Here is a 24,366-nt window from a genome sequence, read left to right on the forward strand (position 1 = left end):
TGGAGCGTCGGACTGTCCGGCTCCCCTCGACGCCGCTCGTACGAGACGAGCAGCGCGGGCAACCGGCCGCAGCACTGCGGCTTCACCCTGCGTGCTGCGTAACCCGGCCAAAGTCGGACCACGGAGCACGCGGAGCGGGCTGAGATGACTCAGAGGGCATGGCCGCTCGCGCCGGTCCAGCGCGACGACGCCCACCTACTTCTTGTGATGTGCATGAAGCCTCCAAAGGTGGAAGCGGATGCGACAGATCTCCTTCGGGGACACGAGCCCCCGTTTCAGGCACATGGAGATGACCTCTCGGTCTAAGCCCTCCGGTTGACCAGGGGTCCGGGTCCCTCGGCCTGATCTGTCCCAGGCCCCTTGACCGTGACGAGCCGAGTGGAACAGGCACGTCAAGGTCCCGCGCCCTTCGGTCAGTTGGACTGACCGGCGGGCACATCCCTAAGGTTCCCTAGGGTTCCCTGCGGTGTCAAGCGGTAAGCTAGGGAACCTCAGGGAAGTTTCGGAGGGAGCAGCAGAAGTGGCAGGTCAGGCCGATAATCGGGCGCCGTACGCAAGGATTGCCGCTCACTACGCGGAGCAGATTTCGTCCGGCCAGCGCCAGCCGGGATCGCTCCTGCCCAGCATCAAGACGCTCGCGGAAGAGTGGAAAGTCAGCACCGCGACAGCCGAAAAGGCGTTGCGCAAGCTGCGCAACGACGGCTTCGTGCGGGGCATCCACGGCATTGGCACCGAAGTGCTGGACCGGCCGGGCTCCATGTCCTCGGGCTCGCAGCGCCTGGACCGGGGGCGGCGCACGGGATCGAGCTGGGGAGAAGGGGAGAGGTCCGACTCGCACGAAGCTGGCGTCGTTCCCGCGCCGGCCGACGTGGCACAGGCCCTAGACACCGAGACAGGGGCCGACGTGATCCGCCGCAGCAGGGTCTACCGGGACCGGCACGGCATCGTGGCTCACAGCACGTCGTGGATTCCGGCGAGGTACGGCAAGCTGATCCCCCAGCTAGCGGCGAGCGAACGCCTGACCGGCGGAACATCACTCCAACTCATCGCCCAAGCGACCGGCCACCCGATCAGTCACCGGATCGACACCGCGTCAGCACGCACGCTTACACCGGAGGATGCGCGCCTGTTGGAGCTTGACCCCGATGACCTGCCCTCGGAACCGGTGGTCGTGATGACCGCGAAATTCATCGACAGCCAGGGGGAAATCGTGGAGTACGGCGTGGACCTGGGCGGTCCCGGCCGCACATGGCGCACAGAGTCGGAGGTCTCTGCGTGACGGCTTCTCGCCCGCCGTTCTGTGTCCTGATGGTGGGACTACCCGGCTCCGGCAAGACGACCCTGTCCCGCGTCCTCACGGAACGCGGGTTTATGCGCCTGTGCCCGGACGAAGAGATGTACCGCCGTCATGGCGTCTACGGCGTGGACTTCCCGCGAGGCACCTTCCCTACCCTTGAGCGGCCGGTCCTCGAAGACGTGGCCGTCGAGCTGAGAAACCAGCTCAAGGCGGGGCACGACGTAGTGGTGGACCACGGCTTCTGGACCCCGGAGGAACGAGCCAGATGGAAGACCATCGCCCTCGACGCCGGCGCAGTTCCGATCCTCGTCTACCTCGCGGTCAGCCACGATGAGTTGTGGGCGAGGATCAGTAAGCGCAACGATTTCCACGAGGGCGATCCGAACTCCATCTACTTCTCAGAGAACGACCTCAAGCGCTACCGCACCCGGTTCATCCCGCCTCAGGATGACGAACCTCACCTGTTGTACGAGGGCGACGCTACAGCCGTGCTCGCGGCGCTGGAAACTCCCCCGCCTGGCAGCACAGAGAGCTGAGCTGCAGGTCATCTGGGGAACACTCGTCTCAGTCCCCGTCTTATTCAGAGCCGCGCAACCCGGCGCACACAGAAGCTAAGCCGCAGCAAGACTTTCCCTACCTCGCTCAAGGCCCGCGCACGGCGCGGGCGCGCGCCGCCTCTACGGCGCGGCCTGCCTCCTGTCTTCGCCCCGGCTGGCCGCGCCCGGCGGCGCGCTCGGCGGCTGCGGGCGGAAGTGGGGAGAGACCCTCTGTGGCTGGGGCGGTCGGTTCCACGGCTTTAGGCAGCCACTTTGGGGCGAGCCTCTAAGATCTTGGCCCCAACGTCGTGCTTTAACGGGCAGGTCCACAGACTGCCCGACTCGCCATCAGCTTACGGGGCCAAGATCACTCGCCCCAAAGCAGCTCCAGCCCAAAGCCGCTCCACCGACCTACATGTCAGCTTCGGCCGGTCAGTAGGTCCAGAGCTTCCTTGAAGCCAGGGTGCACACGGAATGATTCGGACGCCGCATTGAAGCGGGCACGGGGGTCCCGATAGCGCCATACGTATTCGGATCCGCCGCCACGTCCGCCAGGCTTCAAGTAACCGACCACCGAGAACTCGAACAGCTGCCCCAGGCCTACAGCGGGGTCGATATCGGTCAAGGTTGCCCTTCTCGACCAGGCGGTCGAAAAGTTATCCAACGTGAACGAAAGGGAGCCGAGCTCCTTCACGACCTCCAAGTATTCCTTGTACTGAGGAACATGCTTCGCGATTTCGTCGTCTAGCTCATTCAGTAGGTAGTCGGAGTAGCCGGATCGCGCCTCATGAATGGCTTGGTTATCGAACTGACCCTCACCGCCCATCAGCTTATACTGCTTCAGAATTTCGTTGCAAAACTTGATGATGTCACGCGGGCGCAGAAACGTACGGTCGCAAATGTGCTTGTATTTTGTCTGCCTGCTGGGCATCTCGCGAGTCTCATCAAAAATACTGTCCCAGCCGACTTGCCCGGATCCGTTACTCAGTGCTCGACTGAAGCGACTTTCCATCAGTCTTTTCAGTGTCAAGCCTCCCGATGATTCATGCCATTCAACCCGTTCCATCAGGTTTTCGGTGATCTTGTTTTTGTCCTCGAAGTGCAGATCTTGGTAAATGTCATCCCGTAGGAATACGACGATATTGAGCTTCTTGCCTCTATCCCGCCCAGAGAGGAAGAGGTCGCGGGCCGCAAGGATTAGACCGATAAGTCGCTGCGAGTATGCTTCGTCAGTCTTTCCGAACCCTAGGTCAAGCTCGTCAAAGCAAACATAGTATGAGTTTTCGGGATTTAGTGAGCGAAGCACGTGCTCCTGGATCACCTGGTTTACTTCCTGAATGTGAGGAGGAAGCTCCCTAACTCGAACTCGCTCGCCCGAAATTTCAAGGAATGGAATCTTTAGTGCCCCCTTGAATCGCAGTTCCTTCTCCGGGCTAAAGATCTGTCGCACATCAGGGTCGCGGGATCCGTACGAGTCGACCACGAAATCTTCAAGTGCCTGCATGGACTCGGAAGACTGCTCACTCCATGGCTGACTCTGGTCTTGATTCAAAAGAATTTTAGCGAGCCCCATAAGGATAAGATACTTCCAACTGTGAAAGAACCTCCTCTCCTCCGGGACGCCAGTCTGGGCTTGGAGGTCATGATGCTGCCACGGGTAATCGTTAAAGGAATGACCGTAGGAGAATTCGTTAGGGTTTCGTTCCGTAAGGAAGCGCTTGAAGATGGCGGTTTTCCCGGAACCCTTACGTCCGAGGATGAGCAATTTCTCATTCCTCTTCGCCGCAATGTAAGCCGGATGATCCTGGAAGCATTCCCGCAACAATGTGTCGGCATCCGCGTCAATCGCACCGAAGTTGCTGGCTTCCGAAATATTGAGCATTTCCCCCCCAGGGATACGCCGCGACCTTGAGTAGGCATGTTAGCGCTAGTCGTGACGATCGGGGGGCAGTTCATGACGGATCATCGTCGCGTTCGACATTACTTCAGATGTCTGCGTGCTCACTCATGGGCGCCCTCCCGGACCGTCCCCGGGATCCGGATCGGTGCTCAAGGCTGACCAGCGTCGAGTTGCTGCCGACGGCTCAGCAGCAGGTCAGTGAGTTGATCCGTGAGACGGCCGCAGGTGGTCAGCTCTGATCTGTTTTGAGGCACGGGAACCACCCGTGGCCGGATTGCCTCCTTGTGTCCCCTTCGTGGGCGTGTCACACAGAGGGTGGGGATCGGCGGAGGGGGAGGACGTGTCAGTACCGGAGGCTCACGTGGTGGGACCGTCGGCTTGGGCCGTCGAGCGGTTCGGGCGGCATGCTGGCGTGGTTGCCGCTGCTGTTCCGGAGCAGCTAGCCAAGGCGCACGCGAAGGCGCACGCTGCGCACCTTGCAGCGGGACTGAAGAAGCGGAGTCCCTACGGTGTAGCCCTGGCGGGGGTGGTGCGCGAGAACCTGGCGGAGACGGCGCGGGAGCTGGGTGAGTCCGTGCGGGATGTCCGCGGGTACGAGTATGCGGTGATCAACGGTTACGCGCTCTTCCCGTTTCGGTACGCCGACAGGCCGAGGCCTCTGGACCGAGCCCGGTTGCCTGCCAACGTGTCGCCCACTCGCCGACGGCTGTTCCAGGCACACGGGCCGGATTCCCCGGACGGTCTGTTCGAGGTCGACGGCGGCCTGGCGACGGAGGAGTACCTCGGACTGCACGAAGCCTTCGAGGAACTGGGATCCTCCACCCGACTCGTCTGCGTGTTCTTTACTGCGGACGCGGAGAAGGGCATCCACGTCATCCACTGGGGAGAGGCCCACCTCGAACCGGACCGCACCTTCACCTGGCCCTACAGGGAACAGCTCCCGGTCGCTCCTGTGCCGCTCCAATGAGGGGAAGCGGTCGGCTGGCGCTTGGCTGCTACGGCCGTGTCGGCTGAGTCCTGGGCCGTCTCTGGGCCGTCCGAGGCCGCTCAACAGTGACCACCGACGACCAGCAGTGACAGGGGTCCTACCCGACGACCCCAGGTCACGCCCATCTGTCTGCGACACTGGTACCACCATGCCCAAGCCCGGAGAACTCAGCAGACGCACGCTGCTCCCGCGCACCGGGAGCCGTACCAAGTGAGTGCATAACTGCGTGACAACGCCGACAGACAGCGGCGGACAAGCGCGGACGTCTGCGAACCATCGGAGCAGGTGAGAGACGCAGCGGCCTAGGGCAGACCTCCACTCAAGTTGCCTCGGGACGAAGAAGTCGCTGCACAGTGCCTCGCTACCGCGGCTTCGTCGTCGTAGCTTGCTCTGATAAACACCGATCGAGCAGCGTGGCTGATGCCGATAGGGATCGCGGTACACGCGCGGCTGATCGTCCGACGCACCCCCGTCGTGGCTGAGGTTGCCGCTGGAGGGCGTTGTCCTGGTTGTTGTCCAGTTCGCTGGTGGACAACCCCGTTCACCGTCGTACGCGCACCCCCTCTGAGCTGCCGGGCGAACGCTCGCGGACGCTGCCGGACTGCCGTGCGGACAGTTGGAAAGCGTGTTGGGGGCAACCCCTCACGAGTTCGAATCTCGTATCCTCCGCCAGTGCCTCACCGGGCACGATGTCGAAGGGCCCCACCGTTCGCGGTGGGGCCCTTCGACATGCGTGGTCTCAGTTTTGGTCTCAGTTGCGCAGGACGGACACCCGTGGACTTCCACGGACAGGCTCTGACTGCTCTTCGCTGACGATCAGGGCAACCGGGGTCATGATCGGCGGCCGCATGGAGCCCAAGATTTCCTGGGTGACCCACATGGAGCTTCGCGGCAACCTGCGTGCCGCAGCAGCCCACGCCTGCTCCTTGAACCGGTCAGCAGAGAGATCGACCACAGCCTCGCTGTCAGAGGGACAAAATAGGATGCCCGGCGGAAGCTCCACGGCCCTGAGATCGCCACCCGGACACGAGCAAGGACACCCCCAACTGATGGCAGTGACCCAGCAGGAGATCGAGAACCGGTTGTGGGACGCCGCCGACGAGCTGCGCGTGGCGATGCCCGAAGCGCAGTACTCCTCGGTCGTCTTCCCGCTGATGTTCTGGAAGTACCTGTCGGATACCTGGGAGCACAACCACCAGGAGTTCCTGGCCCAGTACGAGGGCCTGGACGGCCTCTCCCCCGAGGAAGCCCGCGAGATCGAGTACCGCGACCACCAGTCGTTCGAGATTCCGTTCATCCACGCTGGCACCGTCCAGGAGCGTCGCGCTTCTTGGTCGTCCATCCTCGCCACCGTCGCTCAGCACGGCCTTGGGCAGCGGGTTCGCGCTTCCCTCCAGGCCATCGAGTCGGCCAACCCTGACAAGTTCTCCCGTCTGTTCGGGTCCATGACCTGGACCTCTGAAGCGGTGCTGCCAGGGGAGGTGTTGGCGTCGGTCATGCGGGCGATGGACCGCACCCCCAAGATGCACGAGGGCAACATGTCCCACGACGTGCTCGGCGGAGCGTACGAGTACCTACTTAAGCGCTTCTCCGACGGGTCAGGCACCCGCGCGGGCCAGTTCTTCACCCCGCGTGAGGTCGTCGAGCTGATCATCGAGCTGCTGGACCCCAAGAACCACGAGTCGGTGTACGACCCGACCTGCGGGTCTGGTGGCATGCTCATTGCCGCCGCCAGCCTTCTGAAGGCCCGCGGCGGGCGTGGGTACACACTCAGCCTGAACGGTCAGGAGGCGGTAACGGATACCGCAGGTGTGGCCCGCATGAACCTCTTCATGCACAACCTGACTGAGTTCAAGGTCGAGGTCGGCGACACCTTGAGGGACCCGCGCTTCAAGAAGCCGGACGGGTCCGTCAAGCAGTTCGACGTGATTGTCGCCAATCCGCCCTACAGCCTGAAGTGGAAGCCCTGGACCAACGACTCGCGCGCCATCGGAGGGGTCGCCCCGCAGTCGTCGGCGGACTGGGCATTCGTGCAGCACATGATCGCCAGCATGGATCCGAAGAAGGGTCGTGCCGGCGTCGTCCTGCCTCACGGCGTCCTCTTCCGAGGTGGCCAGGAGGCAGCTATCCGCCGGCGTGTCCTGGACGATGACCTCTTGGAAGCCGTGATCGGGCTGCCGTCGAACCTCTTCTACAACACGACGATTCCGACCTGCATCCTCGTATTCCGTGCGCCTGGCACCAAGGCCCCAGAGCGGCAGGGCGGCGTGCTGTTCATCGACGCCTCCACACGGTTCACCAAGGCCAAGAACCGCAGTGTCCTCGCTCACGCAGACGTCGCCGACGTGGTGACGGCCTACCACTCGGACTCCGACGACAACGGAGAGGCTGGCCTTTCCGCACGGTTTGTCCCCGCCACAGAGATCGCGGCGCACGGATACGACCTCAACATCGGCCGCTACATCAAGCAGGCCGCCGCCGAGCAGGAGGACCTCGGCACCCTCATCGACGCCTACAACATCGCCCGCGCCGAGCGCCAGAAAACCGAGCAGCGCATGCTCGAAGTCCTCTCTGCCGCCGGGATCGAGGGCTTCGATGAGTGACTGGCAGCAAATCAGCATCGGCGACTTGGAGACTTCCGCACGTCGCAAGGTGGCCGTTCCACCGCAGAGACCGAAGGCTTCGGTGAGTAGCGGCTATCCGCTTCGTCCGCTCGGGGAAGTGATGCGCCTCGACATCCAGCGCACACCGATGAAGCCTGGAACTACCTACCGCCTAGCCGGGGTCCTGAATGCAGGAAAGGGGGTTATCACTAAAGGTGAACTCGACGGCGGAGACACAGAGTACGCAGCGATGAACGTCCTGCGCGCCAACCAGGTCGTAATGCGAAAACTGACTGCGTGGGAAGGACCAATCACCGTAGTACCTGCCGAGTTCGACGGATTCGTCGTCAGCAACGAATTCCCGACGTTCACGCTCGGGCCAGAACTGATGCCCGACTGGATGAGGCACGTCTGTGGCTCACCGCGGCTGTGGGCAGAGATGAAAAACCGAGTAAGCGGGACAGTTCAACGGCGCAAGCGTCTCAACCCAGAGCAACTCTTGCAGATCCAACTCCCGGTCCCGCCCTGCGAGGTACAAGCTCGGATCGTCGAGATGCTCGACGCAGTTGATGACCAGATTGCCGCGCTGGACGCTGAGTCCGAGGCGTTGGAGGGGGTTCTAGAGGCGCTGCGCTCTAACGTGCCAGACACGGATCATCAGCCCATCAGCGACGTACTGCTGGGAATCGACAGCGGTAAGAGCGTCCAGGCTGGAGGGGAAGCCTCTGCTGAGGACGAGTATCGAATCCTGAAGCTCAGCGCAGTGCAGCGTGGTTGGTTCAAAACTTCCGAGGCCAAGACCGTTACGGAGGTCGCCGCGTTCTCGCCTAGTCATGTGGTGAAGAACGGCGACCTACTCATCACGCGGGCCAACACTCCGGAGCGCGTTGGCTTCGTTGCTATCGCAAGGAACGTGCCCGCAGGGACATTCATGCCTGACCTCATCTGGCGCCTTCGTGTCGACGAGTCTCGCGTTCGCGCGGACTACCTGGAGCACGCCGTGTCGTCGCGCGAACTGCGGACCAGCATCTCCGGTACTGCCGGTGGAACGAGTAAGTCGATGGTCAAGATCAATAAGCGCGGTTTCGGTACTGTTCGGGTGCCCATTCCGTCGCTTCCAGAGCAGGGGGAGTACGTCCAGCGGTGCGACGCCGTGGCCCGCGGGATCATGGCAACCCGTGCTGAGGAGGCCCGTCTCCGTCGAGTCCGGGCGGGGCTGCTGTTGGGGTTGCTGGACCGCACTATCGAGATTGAGTCTGCCGAACTGGGGGTCTGAGCCGTGGCAAAGGGCATTCGGGAACGCGAGTTCCAGAACTTGATGATCCAATGGTCCTTGCCAATGGGCTGGAACTTCACAGCCGGTAGGTCGCTGCCGCGTGAGACGACCCAGACTGTGATCGTCGGTCACCTGCGGGACGCCATCGTCCGGCTTAACCCTGAGGTGATCGACGGGTTCGACGTGGACGCCGTGGTCGAGGAGATCGTCGCCACGGTCAACGCCGTCGAGGGCGGGCTGGTACGGGCCAATGAGCAGGTGCTGAAACTGCTGCGCGGGCAAAAGGAGTTCCGGCACGCCGACGGCGCGTGGCACGCCCTGAAGCTCGTCGACTTCGAGCATCCAATCGCCAACACGCTGGTCGTGTCGGACGAGGTGACCATAACCATCCCTGGCAAGACCCCCCGACGGTTCGACCTCGTCTACTGGGTCAACGGCCTGCCCCTAGTTGTCGTAGAGGTGAAGTCACCGACCGCGAAGTCCGGGTGGGCCGGCGCCGCCCGCGAGATCAACGAGGTGTACGCCACCGATTACCCATGGTTCTTCACCCCCAACGTCTTCGCCATCGCCTCCGACGGACTGAAGCTGCGATTCGGTGCCGCCGGTGCGCCCCTGAATTTGTGGCAGCCGTTCCGGTCCACTGCCGACGATGAAGCCCTTTCCGGGCAAGCCGACGTGCAACGCTCCGTCGAGCTGCTGCTCGCCCCGGCCACGGTCCTGGACATGCTCGCCAACTTCACCCTCTTCAGCACCTCCGGCGGCGGGGTGGACAAGAAGTACCTGCCCCGCTATCCGCAGATGGAGGCCGCGCATCTGATCCACGAGCGGGTTCTGGCCGACGGCCGGAAGGGTCTGATCTGGCACCACCAAGGCAGTGGAAAGACACTGCTGATGGTGTTCGCCGCCTCCCTGCTGCTGGCCGACACTCGCACCGATTCGCCAACGATCATCCTGCTCTCAGACCGCACCGACCTCGTCCGGCAGACCTCTGGAGTGTTCACCTCCGCGATGGGGGACGCCTACTTCCACCAGCCCGCCACTAGCAAGAAGCTGCGTTCCCTGTTGGCCGACGACGTACGCGGCGTTATTTCCACCACCGTCCACAAGTTCGCCGACGCCGGCAAGAATCTGTCGACCCGCCGCAACATCATCGTGCTGGTCGATGAGGCACACCGCACCCAGTCCTCCAAGGAGGACTCTCTGGCCGGACAGATGCGTGCAGCGTTGCCGCATGCGAAGTTCTTCGGCATGACCGGCACCCCGATCAGGAACCTCGCCACTGACACCTTCTCCCTCTTCGGCGAGGAGACCGACCCGGGCAGGGTGCTGCACCGATACTCGGTGTCCCGATCCCTGCATGATGAGGCCACCGTCCCGGTCATGCTGGACCCGCACCCGGTCACCTTCGAGATGAACGACCAAGAGCTGCAAGCGGAGTTCGACCAGTTCGCCGACGAATTCGACCTCGACGACCCCGACCGTGAAACCCTGTCCCGCAAGTTCGGACGCCTCACCTCGGTGTTCGCCAACCGCGGACGCATACACACGGTCTGCCAGGACATCGTGGACCACTACCTTGCCGGCGCCTACCGCAACGGCCTCAAGGCCCAGGTCGTCGCCTACAACCGTGAGCTGGCCGTGGCCTACACCGACAAGATCAACGAGCTGTTGGCCGGCTTCGAGGCGTCACAGGTGCTCGCCGAGGTCGGCAAGCATGGCCGGATCACCGCCGAGGTCAACATCCACGTCAAGGACTCCAAGGACGAGGACGCCGCCATGCGGCCCTACCGGCTCTCGGAGGTCGAGGAGGAGGAGCAGAAGCGGCGCTTCCTCGCCCCGGACGATCCGTTGTGCTTCCTGGTGGTGACCGCGAAGCTGATGACGGGGTTCGACGCCCCCAACGAGGGCGTCCTCTACCTAGACAAGCCGCTGAAGGCCCACAACCTATTCCAGACGATCACCCGGCCGAATCGCACCTGGGTCTCCCCGACCGGGTTCGTGAAGACCTCTGGTGTGGTCGTGGACTACATCAGCCTGGCCGAGGAGGTCCAGCGGGCCGTCGTCGACCCCACCGCCGAGGGGACCTCTGGCAAGGGTGGAGGGTTCGTCACCGACGTGACCGACCTGGTCGCCGAGTTCCGCACCACTTTCGCCCGTATCGAAGACCTATTTGCGAACGTGGACGGCCTGGACCTGACGGTCCACGGGTACGAGTCGGTACGAGCCATTAACGTCTTCCTGGACGCCGACCCTGTCGCCGCCGAGATGTTCTCCAAGGACTACCGGCTCTTGGCCCGCCTGTACCCGCTCATCAACACCGACAAGCGGATCGCCAAGTATCGGGACGGTTTCGGGCTGTTCGGATCCGTGTACACCACCCTGTTCAAGAAGTCCTCCGACGAGGAGAGGAAGGAACGCCTGGGCGAGCTGGGACCGCTGGTCTTGGAGATAATCAACGCTCACGTCCACTCCTTCTCTGTGGTCGCTTCTCAGGAGGAACCCCTCGTCCTCGACGCTCAGGGCATCACCATCCTCAAGGAGCTGCTGGTCCTTGTCCGCCCCAAGTCCGGCAAGGACGACAGCGAGGACAAGAGGCCGCCGTCTGCGGCGGAGATCCTGGACCAGATCAAGGCCGCCCTCGAGAAGGGCGTCGAACCGGGGTCCGCGAAGTACACCGCCTTGGCAGAGCGGATCAGGCAGCTGCGGGACCGAATCATTCAGAACGCCCAAGACGCCCTGGAGTTCCTGGCCGAAGCACTCCGGGTCGCCCGTGCCATCGTGAACGCCGAGAAGCACCCCGACGAAGCCGTCGTACTGGACGACGACCACGTGGGTGTCCTGTCGCGGATCATCCACGACCACGCGCCGCCCGGCCTCACCGTCACGGAGCGGAACCTGGCCGAGGAGATCGATCAGGTGGTCAAGCGCACCCTTGCCCAGTCATGGGACAACGCCGAGGCGCGCAACCGCGGCGTCCGCCGGGCCACCGCCGCGGTCTTCCGCCGGTACGTGTTGAAGCCGGTGGGGGAACCGTACGGCTCCACCGTCGCTTACATCGAAGCCCATTACCTCGTCGACTGACGGGCACGCGGAGGCCCGGCATTGGCGGTCGCCGGGCCTCGTCACGCTGTGGGGACTGATTCACCCCGTGACGCTCACCTAACGGTGCGCCCCGGCGCATCGGCCCCTGATGGCATTCCAGGGCGCTACCACTCGTCGGTATCGCCGTACTTCCCCGGATTCCGAGCCCGGTCCACAGCCTGTGCACACGCTTCGGCGAAGGCCGTCTCCACGGCCGCCTTGTCCGTGCCCCGCACCTGAGCCTCGACCTCCTGGCCCGCGCCAAGGCGTCGCGCAGTGCGCCAGGCCGAAGCACGGTCGGTGTAACGGTCGGTCTCGAAGTCCCAGGCCGGCATCGACCGCTGCTCGGGAAGCCCGGTCGCAATGCGTTCGCCGCCGGGGAGGAACAGAGCGCGAGCGTGGAAGACCACGGCCCGCTCCGGCATGCGGTCGTAAAGGGCGCTCGCGCCGCCAGGGGCCTGGTGTTCCCAGCGCCAGCGGTCCCACGCCTCGACCTCGGCTGGGTGGTCGGGCCAGTCCTCGCTCCACCGTGCGACGACCTCGTCGGCGTGTTCGCGGTGGAGGAAGGGAACGCGCCGCTCGCCGAGGCGAGCGACGTGGACCACCAGCTCGGCGGGGACGGGGCTCTGGCCGGTATCCGATGCGGCACTTCCCGCCACCTGGTCCGTGCCCCACAGCAGGCCACCGACCTTGGCCGCGGTGTCCTTGAGGACGCGGCTTGTCAGGTGCTGGTAGCGGCGGCGCATCCGGGCGGACTTGCCGGGTTCCCAGCCCATAATGGAGTCGACGACCGCGTCGGAGACGCCGAGGATGAGCAGGACCGTCGCCGCGGTGTGGCGGGCGTCGTGGAGGCGGGCGTCGCGAACACCGGCGGCCTTCAGCAACTCCTTCCACTTGTGGTAGTCCGTGTTCGGGTTCAGGGGCTCACCAGTCGGTGAGGTGAATACGTATCCCTTCTCCGTCCACAGGTCACGGGCCCGTGCTCGCTCGCGAGCCTGCGCCTCGCGGTGCTGCCGGAGAAGCTGGAGCAGCTCGCCGGGGACGCCGATGGGGCGCTGGCCGGCGCGGGACTTGGCGCTCTTCGTTTCGCGGCGGGTGTTGATTTTCTGGGGGCAGTAGCCGGGCTTGCGTCCGCAGCGGTCTCCGCAGCCGTGCTCGTAGCGGGGCCGCAGGCGACCACGGCGTACGCGGATGACTCCGAGGTCGAAGTCGACGTCGTCCCACTGCATGCCGAGGACCTCGCCTTGACGGAGGCCGAGAGCGAGCGCGATCACCCAGCGGGCGGTGTTGCGGTGTTTGGCGGCTTCGGCAAGCAGGTGCTGAACCTCCTCGACCGTGTATGGCTCGACCTCTTCCTCTTCGACCTTGGGGGCCTTGGCGATGGAGGCCGGGTTCGATGTCAGGTGTTGGCGGCGCACGGCCTCGTTCAGTGCCGTGCGGATCGTGCGGTGGGCCTGGTGGGCGGTGCCGGCGGCGCTGCCGTTGTCCTGCATCTTCTTGTAGAAGCGCTCCAGATGCTCGGGGTCGAGCTTCTCCAGGCGGTGGGAGCCGAGACCGGGGATGAGGTGGTGGTAGACCGCCACGCGATAGCCGTCGATCGTGTTCTCGGCGACGTGCGCGGCAGCGATGTTCTCGACCCAGTGGGTGAGCCAGGTCGTCACGGTCCACGACTGGCCGACCTTGCGGATGGCACCCTTGTCGCGCTGGCGCTCCAGTTCGCGGACGGCCTTCGTGACTTCGGCGCGGGTCTTTCGGCCGACGTGACGGCGGTCCGGAGTGCCGTCGTCCTTGACGCCGACGGTGACACGGCCATGCCAGCGGCCGTCCTTACCGACGTATATGGACGAGGCGCCATTGGGCTGACGGGACTTGGGTGCGGAGTCGCGCGTCATGCGGCGGCCCCGAAGTCGGCGGCCGACAGACGGCGGGCCATGAAGTCGTTAACCGCCTCGGCTGGGATGCGGCGCAGGCTGCCGATCTTGACGGAGGCGATCTCTCCGGAGGAGACGTACTCGTACAGCTTGGTGCGGCCGATGCCGATCCGGCGGGCCGCCTCGGCGACGGTCAGCGCGACCAGGGTCGTGTCGCCGACGGATCGCTGTTCGGCCATCAGGGCGCGCAGGGCGTCTTCGGGGACGTCCAGGAGCTGGGCTATCTGGGAAATGGGCAGGGCAGGCTGCGACAAGGGGTGCTCCTACCACCGGCATCACGGCGTCGCGGGAGCGGCAACTCCCGTCGGCCTGGCCGGTAGTGTCGTTCAGGGATGGATGGGTGATCGTTCGGCGACAGGGGTCGCCGAACGTTGGGTCTCTCGGCGTTCGTAGCGCCGGGAGAGGGCAATGACCGGTTACTCGCCGGCGGGTGGCTGCCCCTGATTGCGGTGGTGAGCCCGGGACGGGTGCATGCGTCTCATCAGGGCTCGTTCTTCGAGCCGGAGGAGTTCATCGACCTGCCCTCTTCGCTCGGGCCCCTTGTCCGCGTAGGCGTTGAGTTCCCTGTCGATCTCGCTCAGATGCATCTGGTTGCGGTCGATCGCCGCTCGCAGTTGGTGGTACTCACGCGTCATCTCGACGTACTCACGAGCGAGCTGGCGGACGCGAGGCGTGGCCAGCTCCCCCGGCGGCCCGGTCAGGTCATGCATGGTGATGTCGAAAACCTTGCAAAAGCCGAGCGCTTCATCGAGGTTGACCCTGCGGCGGGGTTTGCCGCTCTCGATACGCCAGATCGCCGACTGGTTGATCGGATGGCCGGCAGTAGCCATCTCCTCGGCAAGTTTCACCGTGCTCCAGCCCCGGACCTCGCGCTCCAGTTTGATGCGTGCGGCGACATGTTCCTCCGGTACCGGACGCCCAGGGCCGGCGCGCTCCGCACCTTCCTCATCGCTCATTCGCACCTCCCTTCACGCGACAACGGTCCACTGGGGCCAGCGTCCGCAACTAAACCTCGTTGCGGAACGAAATGCAAGCCGTTGCGTTGCCGAAAATCTCGGCTATGGTCAAGGTCCGCCGTACAGCGGTGGACGGATCCGCACACGCAAGCGGCCCCGGTGCTACGAACACCGGGGCCGAAGTAGAGGCTCCACCGCACAACCATCCATCCCTGAACGATCGAAACCGGCACCGGCCGGGGTTGCCGCCCCGTAATGGCCTGCCGGATGAGGAGCTCTATGCCTCAGGGTACGGCCCTGCCGCCCCAGATGCCATCCCACTTCGACGACGCCCCCGCGTTGTCGGAGCCGCCCTACAGCATGGATGCCGAGTGCGCGGTGCTCGGCGCCTGCATGCTCTATAGCCGTGTGATCGACACGGTCCGGCCTGTCCTGGGCGATGACGCCTTCTACCGGCCCGCGCACGAGACGATCTGGCGCGCGCTGCTCGCCCTGCACCGTGAGGGCAGGCCGACGGACCCGATCGTCCTGGCCGAGCTGCTCACAGGACAGGGGGACCTGACGCGCGTCGGTGGTCCCGCCTACCTGCACCAGCTCGCACGCATGCTCTACGACGAGGGCAGTGCGGAGTACCACGCGGAGATCGTCCGCAAGAAGGCGGACCTACGCCGTCTGCTCGCCTCCGCCGTGCGCACCGTGCAACGGGCTCAGGAGCCGGGTGCCGATCCCGAGGCGATACGCAGCGAAGTAGAAGCGGAGGTGCGTGCCGAGCGCGAGCGAGCGCTCGCCTCGGGCCAGGGACGCTTGTCCCGCTTCGCCGTCGACGGGTGGGCCTTCGTCAGGGAGACCGGCGCGGACGCCGAACCCCTGTGGGGCACACGCGAGAAAACCGTCTGGGCCCCCGGTGAGAGCCTGATGATCGTCGGTGCTCCCGGCGTCGGCAAGACCACTCTGGCCCACCAGGTGGTCTTCGCCCGCCTCGGGCTGCAGGAGACGGTCCTGGAGATGCCGGTCGCCCCCAGCAGGCGGGTGCTCTACCTCGCGATGGACCGACCCAAGCAGATCGCCAAGGCCATGAACCGGCGCGTCTTCCCCACCGACGAGAAGATCCTGCGCGAGCGGCTCGTGGTCTGGGAAGGCCCACTGCCCGCCACACTCGACAAGGAGCCTGACCTCCTCGCCGACCTCGCTGCCGCACACCAGGCCGACACCATCGTGATCGACAGCCTCAAGGACGCGGTCAGCACGATGGTCGACGACAGCCTCGCTGTCGCCTTCCACAACGCCCGCATGCGCGCCCTGCGAGGCGGCGTGGAGATCATGGAACTGCACCACCAGCGCAAGGCCACCGCCGACGCCCCGCGCGGCCAGCGCCCCAGCCTGGACCAGGTATACGGATCCACCTGGATCACCGCCGGCGCGGGCAGCGTCCTGTTCGTCGCCGGCCGGGCAGGCGACCCCGCCGTCACCCTGCACCACCTCAAGACCCCCACGGGGGAAGTCGGCCCCCTGGACGTCACCCACGACCACGTGCGCGGCACCACCACCCTCGACCCCACCAAGGACCCCGCCGTCCTGCTCCGCAACGCCCCCAACGGGCTGACCGCCCGCGACCTGGCGACCGTCCTCATCGGAGGCGGCGAGCCCGACCGCGCCGACGTGGAGAAGGCGCGACGCCACCTGGCCCGCCTCGTCGACAACGGCCTGGCCGCCAAGGCAGACGGGATCGCCGGAGGAGCCGGTGGCGGGCAGCAGACCCGCTACTACGCCACCGCACGCCACCTCACCGCCGTCGGCTGACCCCGCAGCGGACTCGCGTGAAGCGTTCACGCGACCGTTCACGCGACCCCCACGCCCAGACACCGCCGTGAACCACTCACAGCGTGCACGCAGACCACAAAACCGCAGGTCAAGCGATCACGCGAGCGCTCACGCCGTTCACACGCCCTGGCGTTCACGCGCGGGGCCCCCTTTAGAAGGGGGCCCGCGTGAACGCTCCCCGCGTGAACGCCTCCCCTCCCCACCCCCAAGAACCCCAGCGCGATACCCCCGGAGACCCGACTTGCCCTCCCCTGCCCCGACAACTCCGGCTGCCGTACCGCCGCAGACACAGGATCCGCGCCGGCACCGCACCGCTCCCACTCGCCCCGGCAACCAGATCTCCTCGGTCCTCGGAGGACATCGCACGAGCCGCAGTGGTCGCTTCGCCATCGTCGCCGGCCTGATGATCGTCGTCCTGATGGCCTTCCGGGTCTCCTGGAACGCGCTGTCCGACGTGGCCCGCGCCATCGGCGTCGACTCCACCGCCGCCCTGCTCTACCCGATCGTCGTCGACGGGCTGATGGCCCTCGCGCTGGTCGCCACCCTGGTACTGACCGGTGCCGACCGAAGGTTCGCCCTGAGGGTCCTGGCCGCCTACACGATCGCCAGCCTCCTGCTGAACTACGTGCACGGACTCATCCCAGCCCTGCACACCACGCCAACGCGGTGGGGCCGACTGGCCGACTGGGCACCCGCGAACTTGGCCCTGGTGCTGCTGGCGACCTCGCTCCCGGTCGGATCGATCTACTTCGGATCGGACCTCGTGGCGAAGGTGCTGCACCACAACCCCGAGTCGGGTGACCGAGCCGACGCGGCCCCGGCCCAGTCGGCAAATCGGCAAGCTGACGAGCAGGCCGCACGGTCGAGCTCTGACCAGGCCGAATCAGCACAGTCCACCGAGCCGCTCGTCGTGAAAGTCGCCAAGCCACCCGTCACAAGGCCGACCGTGGCCGACGAGTCGGCCACCACCACCCGACCGACCCGACCGACCGCCGCCACGGAGCCGACCGAAACCTTCCTGCATCCGGTGACGACCGGTCGGCTCCCCACCACCGCCGGGTCGACCGCCGACCGTGCCCGTCCCCGTACCGACGGCGAAGTCCTCGACGAGGCCCGGCTCCTGACCGCCGACTGGAGCGACGACCGACTGACCGCCGAGCGCCTGCGCATCGAACTGGGGGTCGGCCAGAAACGCGCCCGCGACGTACGCGACAAGCTGCGGGCCGAGCGCGGACTGGCCGAGCCCGCCGCATACAGCAGCTCTGAGACCGAGCCTCTCCACGGACACAGCGACACCGCCTCCCAGCAGCAAAGGGAACCCGGCACAGCCCCCGTCAGCGCCGCCTGACCCCGCACCCGAGCAGCCAAGCGCGAAACACACAGGGCCTCGGCAAGCAAAACGGCCAGCACCAGCACTCCACGGAGAACCGATCCATGTACGACCCCAACCACGTGTCCCGCACCCACCACATAGCGCCAACCACCACCCCTGCCCCAGGCGGAGCAAGTTGTCCCGGGAGCAATGCTCCCGGAGTTCCCGCCCCGGGGGTGGCGGGACCGGTCCTGCGCCGGGGGGCGCCGGACCGGCAGGCTGCGGCCGAGAGCGGACCGCGGCCTGGAGGGGGACGGCAGGCCGAGTCGCTTTCGCGGCGGCGACAGCGTCCCCGCCAGCCGAAGCCCCGCAAGCGCCTGCACCAGCCCAGCTGCCGCATGAACGACGCCGAGTACCAGCGTTTCACCGACGCAGCCGCCCAGTGCCAGATGACCAACGCCGCCTTCCTCGCCTACGCCGTCGACAGGGCAGCCCGCGACCTGAACCGCACCGCCGCGGAGATCGCCACCGAACGGGACGTCATCAACGAGCTGTTCACCGCGCGCCGGCACCTCGGCCGCATCCACGGCCTGTTCAACCAGGTCGCCAAAGCCCTCAACTCCGGTGCCGACGCACCCCACCTGGACGCCACCGCCAGGGCCGTCCTGGGCGCGGCCCGCCGGATGGAGGACGCCGCCGACGCCCTGCTCGCCCACCGGGACGGCGGTGCCCCGGCGTGATCCCCCGCCTCCACAAGCGCGGCAGCGCAACGATCGGGCTGATCCGCTACCTGTACGGCCCCGGCACCCACGAGGAGCACACCGACCCCCACCTGGTGGCCGCCTTCGACCCGCTCACCCCCGACCCCGGCCGCGACCCGCAGGCCACCTACCGCCAGCTTCAGCGGCTGCTCGACCAGCCCGTCAACGCCCTGCCCACCGGCCGCCGCCCCGACAAGCACGTGTGGCACCTCTCCGTACGCGCCAGCCCCGAGGACCCGGCCCTGTCCGACGACGACTGGGCCGCCATCGCCCGCCGCATGGTCACCGCCACCGGCATCGCCCCCGACGGCGACGACGCCGCGTGCCGCTGGGCCGCCGTCCGCCACGCCGACGACCACATCCACATCATCGCCACCCTGGTCCGCGACGACGGCCGACGCCCCCGCCTGCACAACGAAGCCCGCCGCGCCCAAGCCGAGGCCCGCCTCATCGAAACCGACTACAACCTGCGCAGGGTCGCTCCCGGCGACGGCACCGCCGCCAAGCGCCCCACCAGCGCCGAACGCCGCAAAGCCGAACGCCTCGGCCGGCAGCGCACTCCGCGCGAGGAGCTGCGCGAGGCGGTCCGCCGCTCGGTGGCCGGAGCGGCGAGCGAGGAGGAGTTCTTCGGCCGCCTGACCGCCTCCGGCCTCCTCGTCCGGCGCCGCATCGCGCCCTCGGGCGACACCCTCGGCTACACCGTCGCCCTCCCCGGAGACCGCAACAGCAACGGCGAGCCCGTCCACTACTCCGGATCCAAGCTCGCCCCGGACCTGTCCCTGCCCCGCATCCGCGCACGCTGGACCCACCCCGCGGACGGAAACGCCCCGCCCGTGGCGTCGACACCGGCCACCAAGCCTGCGACGGCCCGGCGCGGGACCATCGCCGCCGCCTGGCATGCGCTGCTCGTCATCGACCACGGCGACGACGCCGCCATCGCCGCGCTGCTCGCCGCCACCGGAGAGGTCCTCGACGCCCTCGCCACGACCTCCGCCGCACACACGCGCCGCGAACTACGAGACGCCGCCAACGCGTTCGAACGGGCCTCCCGCTCCCACGTCCACGCCGCACACGGCCACGGCAACGCCCTGCGCCAGGCCGCCCGCGACCTCATCCACAGCGGCCCGGCCCTCGGCCGCGCAGAGGACGGCGCCACCACGGCGATGGCCATCGACATGCTGCTCTTCCTGATCACCGCCGCCGCCCACTGGCACGCCAAGAAGCACCACGCCCAGCAAGCCGAAGCCGCCCACCGAGCGGCCGGGCACCTGCGCGCCGCCTACCAGGCAGCCGCCACCCAGCCCCTGAACGCGCTCCAACAGCAAGGCCGCCAGCTCGGCCCCTCGCTCCAGCGGCACCAGGCCGACATAGTGCGCCACGCCCTGCCCGACCTCGCCGACCGCGTCCTCGCCGAACCCGGCTGGCCCGCCCTCGCGGCCACGCTCACCGAAGCCCAGGCCGCAGGCCACGACGCCTCCCAGCTCCTCACCGAAGCAACTGCCCGAAGGGAACTGGACACAGCGGAAGGCATCAGCGACGTCCTCGTATGGCGGCTGCGGCGCACAGCCGGCCTCCCCGCAGACCCCCGACACACCCGCACCCGGCACACCCAGGGAACCCCCGTCACCTCCACCGCGGGCCTGTCGACCCGGCCCGCACACACCGGACCCAGGCCGGCCAACACCCCGCCGCGCCGCTGAACCACGACAGCGCGCCGCGGAAGTTAACCGGTGATCGCCGGTTAGCCAAACCGGCGATTCTCCGGACCCTTGATGTTTCCAGCCGACCACCGGAAGGAAACCGCCGCATGGCCCTCCCCCAGCCCCACATCGTCGCCCTCCTGTGCGACTCGGACTTCAAAAAGCGCCCCGACACCCACACCTGGTCCCACCGCGACGGACGCCCCTTCACCGACGAGGAGCAAGCGACCGCGCTCCGCGCCACCCGCTCCGACTTCGAAGAGCTCAACGCGCAGATGACCCGCTACAAGGCGTACGCGCAGGCGAAGAACGAAGCACCCGACACCCTGAACCAGTTCCTCGCCCCGTTCATGGAACGGCTCACCAAGAAGACCCTCGGCAACGCAGTGGAACTCATGACAGAGACCGAGCAAGCCGAGTTCAACCGCCTCCTCACTTTCGCGAGCGAACCCCTACGCCCCTTCACCGCCTACACCTTCTGACGAGAGACGGCACGGACCGCGAGCGCCCGGCGGACGGCCCTCAGCCGTCCCACCGGGCGCCCCTGGTTCACACGCCGCCGACTCTCACGGCCCGTCGGACAGGACCTCGTCGAGGTAGTCCTCTACCGGATCGAACAGTCCGTACGGCACGTACCGCAGGATCTCTCCGTGGGAAACCCAGGCCAACTCGACCACTTCCTCCGGGGCCGCGACATGAGCGGTGCCGCCCACGACTTCGCACACCGTGTACGACACCAGCCGACCCGTCTGCGGATGCACCCGCTCGCCGAGCAGTCGCACGGCCGCCACCGTCACCCCGGTCTCCTCCAAGGTCTCTCTCACGGCGGCCTCTTCACGGGCCTCACCGGGCTCGACCTTGCCGGCCGGGAACTGCCAGGAGAGCGAACCCTCGATCACCCGGCGGCGCACCATCAGCACGCACCCCGCGTGAACGACGACGGCCGCGGCAACGCCCGGTTTCTGCACCATCTTCCGCCCCCTCCGCAGACAACCAGCGCAACGCGTACCGGGTAACCGCCAGCCATCGACGTCACTCGCCGGAGAGCAGTCCCCGAACTTCCTCAGCGCACCCCCACGACAAGGTGACGCCAGCGCCCCCATGACCGTAGTTGTGCACGACCACCCCGCCGTCCTCTCCCCGCACGGACTCCACCCGGACCCGGGCCCGGGTCGGCCGGGCGCCGATCCGGTGGTCCAGGACGCGCGCCTGAGCGAGGCGCGGTTCGACCTCCGTACAGCGGGCGAGGATGCCGGCCGCCGCCTTGTCGTCGGGGCTCAGGTCGCCTTCGCCGTCGATCGCGGTGCCGCCCAGGACGACGGTGTCGCCGTGGGGGTAGAAGCACAGCAGGTCCGGCGATGTGCCGGTGTCCTCGGAGAAGAACTCGGTCAGTCCCGGATTGCTGACGACGACGTGCTGGCCCCGGATGGGCCGGAGGTCGGGATCCGGGACCAGGTCACGGGCACCGAGACCGGAGCAGTTGACGATCACCGAAGCCGGACCGGCATCCGCGAGCGAGGCCAGACCGCGGCGTTCGACCGTTCCATCGGCGGCCTGGAGACGGCGCAGGAGGTGGTCGAGATAGACGGGCATGTCGACCAACGGCACGGTGAATCGGTACCCCGCCGTGAAGCCGTCCGGAAGTTCATCCGCCTCGCAGGGCCGGAAGCCCGGCAGGGCACTGGCCCAGTCCGGTGCGGCCTCGGCCGTGCGGGACGCCTCGATGCCGCTGGTGAGCCGGACGCCTGTGGCCGGGTCCTCGGCCAGTTCCCGGAAGAGCTCCAGGGACCTCTGCCCCCAGTGGTCGACCTTGTCCTTCGGCTCGACCAGGTACGGACCCCACATGGCCCCGGCCGCCAAAGACGTGACCCCAGGAACCTGCTCGGCGACCACGTGCACCGAAGACCCGGCTTCGGCGAGAACGACGGCGGTGGTGAGCCCCGACACCCCAGCCCCGACTACGACAACGCGCTCCGATGCGGACATGACACCGACCCTATGCGCGGGCCGCCGTCAGTGGAGCGTGTTGAGCCAGCGCGTCCTCCAGGACGGGCAGGAAGCCGCGTACGTGAGGGTTGCGCTGTCGGCGGCGCAGGTCTGCGGCAAGTTGGTGGAGCAGTGCCGCGCTGCGGGGTGAGCGCACGGCGGCGAGGCGGTCGGCGGCGATCCGGCCGATCTCACAGGCCGCCTCCAGGTCGCCGTGGGCGCTGTGTCCCAGCGCGAGCCAGGCGCCTTCGAACATGGCGCGGCGCTGGCTGGGGTCTCCATGGGGGACGTCGTATGCCCCGGACTGGAGCAACTCCGTTCCACGGGCAAGGAAGTGGCGCCCCTTCGTGCCCCTGTCCGCCTTCTGCTGCGCGCGGCCCATCTGGATGAGGCCGTAACCGGCCTGACAGTCCAAGTGATTGTCGGTGAGGAAGTACATCCAGCGGGGCTCTTCCCGAGTGCCGTCACGGTCGGCGATCAGTTCGCGGGCTGAGGCGCGGGTGTGGGCGAAGTCGTTGTCGCGGCCGGCGGCGGCGTACGCGTAGGCGAGCCGGGACAGGACGGAGGCCCGGACAACCGGTGGAGCGGCGTCACCGGCACGTCGGGCGGCTTCGCCGAGGGCGATGGCGTCCGCGGGGTGGCCTCGGCTCGCGGCTTGGAAGGAGAGGTCGCCGAGGATGTGCGCACAGAGGGGCAGGTCGTTGACCTGGTGTGCCGCACGCAGTGCCGTGGCGAAGTAGCGCTGGGCGAGTCCGTGGTCGGCTGCGTCGAAGGCCATCCAGCCGGCCAGCTGACCGATCTCCGCGAGAGCGCGGATCAGGCGGCTCGCCACGGCGGGGGCGAGGCCGCCTTCGCGGATGAGGAGCCCGACCGCGCGGAACTGGGCGCTGACGTAGGGGAGATGCCGTGCCCCTCCGTGCTCGTCGTCGAGCAACTGAAGCACGGGCAGATGCTGCTCCACTTGCTGTACGAGTGGATCGCCACCCAGCGACGACGTCATGCGGGGCGTGTACTGGCCGCGCCCCGCGGTGCCGTCGAGGTACTGGGCGACGATCGCGAGGAGTCCCGCGCCGGAGATCGCGAGAAAACGGCGGCGGTCGACAAGGCCGCCCAGCACCCAGTCCTCCACGATCGCCTCCATGCCCTGCACGGTCCAGGGCCGTGCGAGATCCGTGTCGGCCGGGACGAGCGATGCGGAGTCGCCCACCCGGCCCTGCCAGAGGTCTGCCACGGACACGGATCTGCCCAGTTCCTGGGAGAGCACATAGGCGGCCATCATCGGCAGCGGTGAACGCGGCAGCGAGCCGGAGTCACGCCAGTGGTACGGCGCCGACTCGGCCACCGTCCCCGCTCCGAAAACCCTGTTGAGCTTGCGAGCGAGCGCCTTGGGGCTCCATCCGAGTTCGTCGAGGCAACCCGCCAGTACGGCGTTGGGTTCCCCTGCCTGCGGTGCCACGTGCGACCACCTCTTCGCCAGTGGTTCGTCCATCACTTCTCGCACGCCCATGGTGAGGCCCACGGGCGATCTATTCACCCTCATCGCAACGAAGTTGACCGAGTTGACCCACTGATCGGGTCCTGCGGGACTGCCCTTCTCCGGTGTTCTTGGAGTCCGGCGGCAAGTGTCGCCGTGGATGTCGACGGAGAAAGAGGTGGACCTTGAGTCACCACACGAGCACCTCCCGGGATCGTCCGGGCGGTGCGACGGACCTCGGACCCGGCTTGCCGCCGGTCTCCGTCCTCGAACTCGGATACACCGGCGGCAACGGCACGACCACGCTGATCACGGATCTGCCGTACGGGCCGAAAGTCGCCGAGGTCGCTCGGGACGCCGTGACCGTCGCGCTCCACGACACCGAGACGGAAGTCCTCGACGACGCCCGCCTGGTCGGATCGGAGCTCGCGACGAACGCGTTCGTCTCGGGCAGCCCGCCCCTGGTCCTGTGCGTCGACCGTCGGATCCCGCCCGCCGGCGGCCTGGAAGTCGAGATCACCATCACGGACGGCGGCAGCGATCACCCGGCGCCCGCCCCTCTCTCAGGTGCCCAGGACGAGGCCGAATCAGGACGGGGACTGGTCATCGTCGCCGCCCTGGCCGACGCCTGGTCACTGACCACAGGGGCCCGTGGCACCCGTGCTTGGTGCCGGCTCGTCCGCGGGCACCGCCCTTCGGCCGGCAGCGCCTGAACCCGCTCTCCTCGCACTCTTCGAAGGAGGA

19 protein-coding genes are annotated in these 24,366 nt (G+C 67.0%); 12 read left to right on the forward strand and 7 right to left on the reverse strand.

Going from position 1 to position 24,366, the window contains the following annotated elements; genetic code table 11:
• The first annotated feature begins 520 nt into the window (after positions 1-520).
• Together KUM39_RS18820 and KUM39_RS18825 are read left to right on the forward strand one after the other, a co-directional pair.
• The gene (locus KUM39_RS18820) at positions 521-1,279 is read left to right on the forward strand and encodes a GntR family transcriptional regulator (protein WP_217786868.1); all 759 of its coding nucleotides are present in this window, start codon (positions 521-523) and stop codon (positions 1,277-1,279) included.
• A 29-nt stretch (positions 1,280-1,308) separates the two neighbouring features.
• A complete protein-coding gene (locus KUM39_RS18825) occupies positions 1,309-1,833 on the forward strand; it encodes a P-loop nucleotide/nucleoside kinase family protein (RefSeq protein WP_246620386.1) in 525 nt (174 codons plus the stop codon).
• A gap of 418 nt (positions 1,834-2,251) precedes the next feature.
• Here KUM39_RS18825 and KUM39_RS18830 read toward each other — a convergent pair whose 3' ends face one another.
• On the reverse strand, positions 2,252-3,715 hold the full coding sequence (locus tag KUM39_RS18830; protein WP_217786870.1) for a P-loop ATPase, Sll1717 family: 1,464 nt from the start codon (positions 3,713-3,715) through the stop codon (positions 2,252-2,254).
• Positions 3,716-4,073: 358 nt separating this feature from the next.
• Here KUM39_RS18830 and KUM39_RS18835 point away from each other — a divergent pair, with 358 nt between their 5' ends.
• From KUM39_RS18835 to KUM39_RS18850, 4 genes are all read left to right on the forward strand, one after another.
• Entirely contained in the window at positions 4,074-4,700 is a 627-nt protein-coding gene (locus KUM39_RS18835) for a hypothetical protein (protein ID WP_217786871.1), read from the forward strand.
• A 1,070-nt stretch (positions 4,701-5,770) separates the two neighbouring features.
• Positions 5,771-7,324: a type I restriction-modification system subunit M gene (locus tag KUM39_RS18840; protein ID WP_217786872.1), complete on the forward strand. Its 1,554-nt coding sequence runs from the start codon at positions 5,771-5,773 to the stop codon at positions 7,322-7,324.
• Entirely contained in the window at positions 7,317-8,600 is a 1,284-nt protein-coding gene (locus KUM39_RS18845) for a restriction endonuclease subunit S (RefSeq protein ID WP_246620383.1), read from the forward strand. The genes KUM39_RS18840 and KUM39_RS18845 overlap by 8 nt, the downstream gene beginning before the upstream one ends.
• Before the next feature lie 3 nt (positions 8,601-8,603).
• Positions 8,604-11,681 (forward strand): type I restriction endonuclease subunit R, encoded by a 3,078-nt coding sequence (locus KUM39_RS18850; RefSeq protein ID WP_217786873.1) that lies wholly within the window; start codon positions 8,604-8,606, stop codon positions 11,679-11,681.
• 125 nt (positions 11,682-11,806) lie between these two features.
• Here the strand turns inward: KUM39_RS18850 and KUM39_RS18855 are convergent, their stop codons facing one another.
• The 3 genes from KUM39_RS18855 to KUM39_RS18865 all read right to left on the reverse strand — a co-directional run bounded on the left by KUM39_RS18855 (position 11,807) and on the right by KUM39_RS18865 (position 14,568).
• Complete coding sequence (locus tag KUM39_RS18855) at positions 11,807-13,573, reverse strand: tyrosine-type recombinase/integrase (RefSeq protein ID WP_217786874.1); 1,767 nt, start codon at positions 13,571-13,573, stop codon at positions 11,807-11,809.
• Entirely contained in the window at positions 13,570-13,866 is a 297-nt protein-coding gene (locus KUM39_RS18860; protein WP_217786875.1) for a helix-turn-helix domain-containing protein, read from the reverse strand. Before KUM39_RS18860 ends, KUM39_RS18855 begins: the two co-directional genes overlap by 4 nt.
• Before the next feature lie 162 nt (positions 13,867-14,028).
• Entirely contained in the window at positions 14,029-14,568 is a 540-nt protein-coding gene (locus tag KUM39_RS18865) for a helix-turn-helix transcriptional regulator (RefSeq protein WP_217786876.1), read from the reverse strand.
• Between the two features lie 279 nt (positions 14,569-14,847).
• On the opposite strand from KUM39_RS18865, the gene KUM39_RS18870 reads away from it, so the two are divergent.
• The 5 genes from KUM39_RS18870 (at position 14,848) to KUM39_RS18890 (ending at position 20,644) form a co-directional block, all read left to right on the forward strand.
• The gene (locus KUM39_RS18870; RefSeq protein WP_217786877.1) at positions 14,848-16,368 is read left to right on the forward strand and encodes a DnaB-like helicase N-terminal domain-containing protein; all 1,521 of its coding nucleotides are present in this window, start codon (positions 14,848-14,850) and stop codon (positions 16,366-16,368) included.
• 424 nt (positions 16,369-16,792) lie between these two features.
• On the forward strand, positions 16,793-17,737 hold the full coding sequence (locus KUM39_RS18875; RefSeq protein ID WP_217786878.1) for a DUF2637 domain-containing protein: 945 nt from the start codon (positions 16,793-16,795) through the stop codon (positions 17,735-17,737).
• A gap of 362 nt (positions 17,738-18,099) precedes the next feature.
• On the forward strand, positions 18,100-18,441 hold the full coding sequence (locus KUM39_RS18880; RefSeq protein ID WP_217786879.1) for a plasmid mobilization relaxosome protein MobC: 342 nt from the start codon (positions 18,100-18,102) through the stop codon (positions 18,439-18,441).
• Positions 18,438-20,162, forward strand: coding sequence for a relaxase/mobilization nuclease domain-containing protein (locus tag KUM39_RS18885; protein WP_308288175.1), 1,725 nt, complete (start codon positions 18,438-18,440; stop codon positions 20,160-20,162). Before KUM39_RS18880 ends, KUM39_RS18885 begins: the two co-directional genes overlap by 4 nt.
• A gap of 107 nt (positions 20,163-20,269) precedes the next feature.
• Positions 20,270-20,644 (forward strand): hypothetical protein, encoded by a 375-nt coding sequence (locus KUM39_RS18890; RefSeq protein WP_217786880.1) that lies wholly within the window; start codon positions 20,270-20,272, stop codon positions 20,642-20,644.
• Between the two features lie 84 nt (positions 20,645-20,728).
• Here the strand turns inward: KUM39_RS18890 and KUM39_RS18895 are convergent, their stop codons facing one another.
• From KUM39_RS18895 to KUM39_RS18905, 3 genes are all read right to left on the reverse strand, one after another.
• Complete coding sequence (locus KUM39_RS18895) at positions 20,729-21,133, reverse strand: NUDIX hydrolase (RefSeq protein ID WP_217786881.1); 405 nt, start codon at positions 21,131-21,133, stop codon at positions 20,729-20,731.
• A gap of 61 nt (positions 21,134-21,194) precedes the next feature.
• Positions 21,195-22,148: an FAD-dependent oxidoreductase gene (locus tag KUM39_RS18900; protein ID WP_217786882.1), complete on the reverse strand. Its 954-nt coding sequence runs from the start codon at positions 22,146-22,148 to the stop codon at positions 21,195-21,197.
• A 10-nt stretch (positions 22,149-22,158) separates the two neighbouring features.
• Positions 22,159-23,604, reverse strand: coding sequence for an NsdA family TPR-like regulatory protein (locus KUM39_RS18905; RefSeq protein ID WP_217786883.1), 1,446 nt, complete (start codon positions 23,602-23,604; stop codon positions 22,159-22,161).
• A gap of 203 nt (positions 23,605-23,807) precedes the next feature.
• On the opposite strand from KUM39_RS18905, the gene KUM39_RS18910 reads away from it, so the two are divergent.
• On the forward strand, positions 23,808-24,335 hold the full coding sequence (locus KUM39_RS18910; protein WP_217786884.1) for an ATP-binding protein: 528 nt from the start codon (positions 23,808-23,810) through the stop codon (positions 24,333-24,335).
• Positions 24,336-24,366 lie beyond the last annotated feature (31 nt).

Source organism: Streptomyces corallincola (assembly GCF_019104725.1).
Lineage (GTDB): Bacteria > Actinomycetota > Actinomycetes > Streptomycetales > Streptomycetaceae > Streptomyces > Streptomyces corallincola.